This is a genomic window from Labrenzia sp. C1B70, assembly GCF_000475395.1.
Taxonomy (GTDB): domain Bacteria; phylum Pseudomonadota; class Alphaproteobacteria; order Rhizobiales; family Stappiaceae; genus Roseibium; species Roseibium algicola.
Genome location: NZ_AXCE01000030.1, coordinates 1 through 3,532, shown reverse-complemented (window position 1 = coordinate 3,532; position 3,532 = coordinate 1). Strand labels below are relative to the sequence as shown.

The 3,532-nt window shown below is 60.9% G+C and carries 3 protein-coding genes; all 3 read left to right on the top strand.

Features of this window, described 5'->3' with window-relative positions:
- Positions 1-1,656, top strand: a 1,656-nt coding sequence (gene iolD / locus Q666_RS54480) for a 3D-(3,5/4)-trihydroxycyclohexane-1,2-dione acylhydrolase (decyclizing) (protein WP_023001556.1), incomplete at its 5' end; no start/stop codon positions are given.
- Between the two features lie 201 nt (positions 1,657-1,857).
- Positions 1,858-2,754, top strand: a complete 897-nt coding sequence (iolE, locus tag Q666_RS54475) for a myo-inosose-2 dehydratase (RefSeq protein WP_031269564.1) — start codon at positions 1,858-1,860, stop codon at positions 2,752-2,754.
- On the top strand, positions 2,751-3,532 hold a 782-nt coding region (iolB, locus tag Q666_RS54470; RefSeq protein WP_023001554.1), incomplete at its 3' end, for a 5-deoxy-glucuronate isomerase. The genes iolE and iolB, both read left to right, overlap by 4 nt.

The following is a 3,532-nucleotide window of genomic DNA, read 5'->3' as shown; positions in this document are numbered from 1 at the left end:
CAGACCATGGCCCATACGGCCATCGCCTATGCCAAGGCCAAGAAGCGCACACGGGCAATGGCCGTCACCTCGTCCATTGGCCCCGGCGCCACCAACATGGTGACCGCCGCAGCCCTTGCCCATGTGAACCGCCTGCCGGTGTTGCTGATCCCCGGCGATGTCTTCGCCAATCGGGCACCCGACCCGGTGCTGCAGCAGGTGGAGGATTTCGACGACGGCACGGTTTCGGCCAATGACTGCTTCCGTCCCGTCTCGCGCTACTTCGACCGCATCAGCCGCCCGGAACACCTGCTGACGGCCCTTCCGCGCGCCTTCCGCGTGATGACCGATCCGGTCAACTGCGGTCCGGTGACCCTGGCGTTCTGCCAGGACACGCAGGCAGAAGCCTTCGATTATCCGGCAAGCTTCTTCGAGCCGAAGGTCTGGCGCATCCGTCGCCCGGAACCCGACAGCCGGGACATCGCCGACGTTGTCGCCCTCATCAAATCCGCAAAGAACCCGGTTCTGGTTTGTGGCGGCGGCGTTATCTATTCGCAGGCTGAAGAAACTCTTGGCGCGTTTGCGACCAGGCACGGCATTCCGGTGATCGAAACCCAGGCGGGCAAGTCGGCGCTGGCGCAGTCTCATCCGATGAACTTCGGCACCGCCGGGGTCGACGGCTCGGCCTGCGCCAACGAGATTGCCGAAAGCGCCGATCTCGTCATCGGTATCGGCACCCGCTTCCAGGACTTCACCACCGGCTCCTGGGCGCTCTTCAAGAAACCCGGCCGCAAGCTCGTCTCCATCAACGTCCAGGGCTACGACGCCCTGAAGCATGGTGCCATCGGTGTCGTCGGCGATGCCAAAGTGTCTCTGGAGAAGATCTCAGCGGCCCTTGGCTCAGAGACAAAATCGGCTTTCAATCCGCAGTCTCGTCTTGACTGGCTGGCCAAGGTCGATGCCCACTGCAGTGCGCGGACCGATGTAACTGAAGGCTACCTGCCGCTCGATGCGGAGGTTATCGGCGCGGTGCAGCGGACATCTTCGGAAAAGACCATCGCCATGTGCGCGGCCGGCACCATGCCGGGCGCCCTGAAGCTTCTGTGGCAGGCGCCGCAGGGTGGCTATCATATGGAATACGGCTATTCCTGCATGGGCTACGAGATTGCCGGTGCTATGGGCATCAAGCTGGCGCAGCCGGAGCGGGATGTCGTCTGCTTCGTCGGTGACGGGTCCTACATGATGGCCAACTCGGAACTTGCGACGGCCGTCATGCGGCGGGTGCCGTTCACGGTCGTGCTCACCGACAACCGGGGCTACGGCTGCATCAACCGGCTGCAGATGGGCACCGGTGGCAACCAGTTCAACAACCTCTATCAAAACTGCAATGTCGAGGCGCAGCCGGACATCGACTTCGTCGCCCACGCGGCCGCCATGGGCGCCCACGCGGTAAAGGCAAAGGACATCGCCGATCTGGAAGCGCAGATCCTCGCCTCGAAGGACCGGGCCATCCCGACGGTAATCGTCATCGATACGGACCCGATGCATGGGCCGGGCGAGAACGGTGGCGGTCACTGGTGGGACGTCGCCGTGCCGGAGGTCTCTGAACGGACCGAAGTCAACAAGGCCCGTGAGGGCTATGTCGACGCTTTGAAGCACCAGAACCTGGTCGATTGAGGGGAATGCAGAACACCAGCCCAGCTTTTCCACCCAGTCACACATCATCCTGAGGAGGACCGTCAGGTCCGTCTCGAAGGATGGGCGGCATATACCGAACAAGTGGCCCATCCTTCGAGACAGCGCTGAAGCGCTTCCTCAGGATGAGGTTCGAAAGTTACGATCAACTCCAACGCTCCAATGCGTTACAGGACAACAGCCATGATCCTTTACGGCACCAACCCGATCGCCTGGGCCAATGATGACGACCAGACCCTTGGCGCACATATTCCGACCGAGCAGATCCTGTCGGAAGCTTCCGAAATCGGCTTCGACGGCATCGAGAACGGCCACCGCTGGCCGAACGATCCGGAAGAGCTGAAACAGCTTCTGGGCGGCCATGGGCTCAAGTTCATTTCCGGCTGGTACTCGCTCAACCTGCTTGCCCAGTCGGTCGAGGCCGAAAAGAAGGCGATCCAGCCGCATCTGGACAAGCTGAAGTACAATGACTGCAAGGTCTGCATTGCCTGCGAGACCTCCAACACCATTCAGGGCTCTCAGGTCGACATCAACACCAGCCCGGTTCTTACCGCAGAAGAGATGAAAGCCTTCGGCGCCAAGATCGAGGAACTCGCGGCCTTCTGCGCAAGCCAGGGCATCGACCTTGTCTACCATCACCACATGGGCACTGTGGTCGAGACACCGGCGGAAATCGACGCTTTCATGGATGCCACCGGCCCGGCGACCAAGTTGCTGTTCGATGCCGGTCATTGCTATTTCGGCAGCAATGGTCAGGATCCGGCGCCAGTTCTGGAAAAACACGCTGCCCGCGTGAAGCATTTCCATGCCAAGAACGTTCGGCCTGCCGTGATGAAGGATATCCGCGAAGACAAGAAGTCCTTCATGGACGGCGTCCGTGCCGGCGTCTTCACCGTGCCGGGCGACGAGGAAGGCGGCGTTGATTTCAAACCTCTTCTCCAGATCCTGAAGGATACCGGCTACGAAGGCTGGATCGTTATCGAGGCAGAGCAGGACCCGGAGGTCCGCAATCCGTTCCAGTATCAGAGCCTCGGCCTCAAGACCCTCAAGCAACTCGCAAAGGAAGTGGATTTGACATGAGCCATCTTCTCGTCAAACCGTCCGGCACCTCCGGCAAGGTGCACGACATCACGCCTGAAAGCGCCAGGTGGGGCTATGTCGGCTTCGGCCTGTATCATCTGGAAGCGGGACAGTCGGGATCGGAAGAAACCGGTGACAAGGAAGTCATCCTTGTCCTCGTGGAAGGCAAGGCGTCAATTTCCGCTGGAGATGAAAGCTTTGGTGAGCTGGGCGACAGGATGAGCGTTTTCGAGCGCAAGAAGCCGCATTGCGTCTATGTGCCCAACGGCAGCAGCTGGTCTGCAACGGCGACAACCGACTGCGTCCTGGCGGTCTGCACCGCCCCCGGCAAGGGCAATTACAAGGCCCGTGTGATCACGGACATCGGCCAGGTGGAACGCGGCAAGGGAGCGAACACCCGCTATATCCACCCGATTGCGATGGAAGAAAGCGATATCGCCGACAGCCTGCTGGTGACGGAAGTGTTCACACCCCAGGGCAACTGGTCGTCCTACCCGCCGCACCGGCACGACGAAGACAATTTTCCGGACATGACCTATCTGGAAGAGACCTACTACCACCGCCTGAACCCGAAACAGGGTTTCGGGTTCCAGCGCGTTTTCACCGAGGACGGCGAGCTGGACGAGACGATGGCTGTTGCCGATGGCGACGTGGTGCTGGTCCCCAAGGGCCATCACCCCTGCGGCGCACCCTACGGCTACGAGATGTATTATCTGAACGTCATGGCCGGCCCGATGCGCAAGTGGCGCTTCCAGAACCATCCGGATCACGACTGGAT

Coding starts and splice junctions, on each gene's coding strand:
- iolE (WP_031269564.1), top strand. CDS start 1,858: ATGATCCTTTACGGCACCAACCCGATCGCCTGGGCCAATGATGACGAC.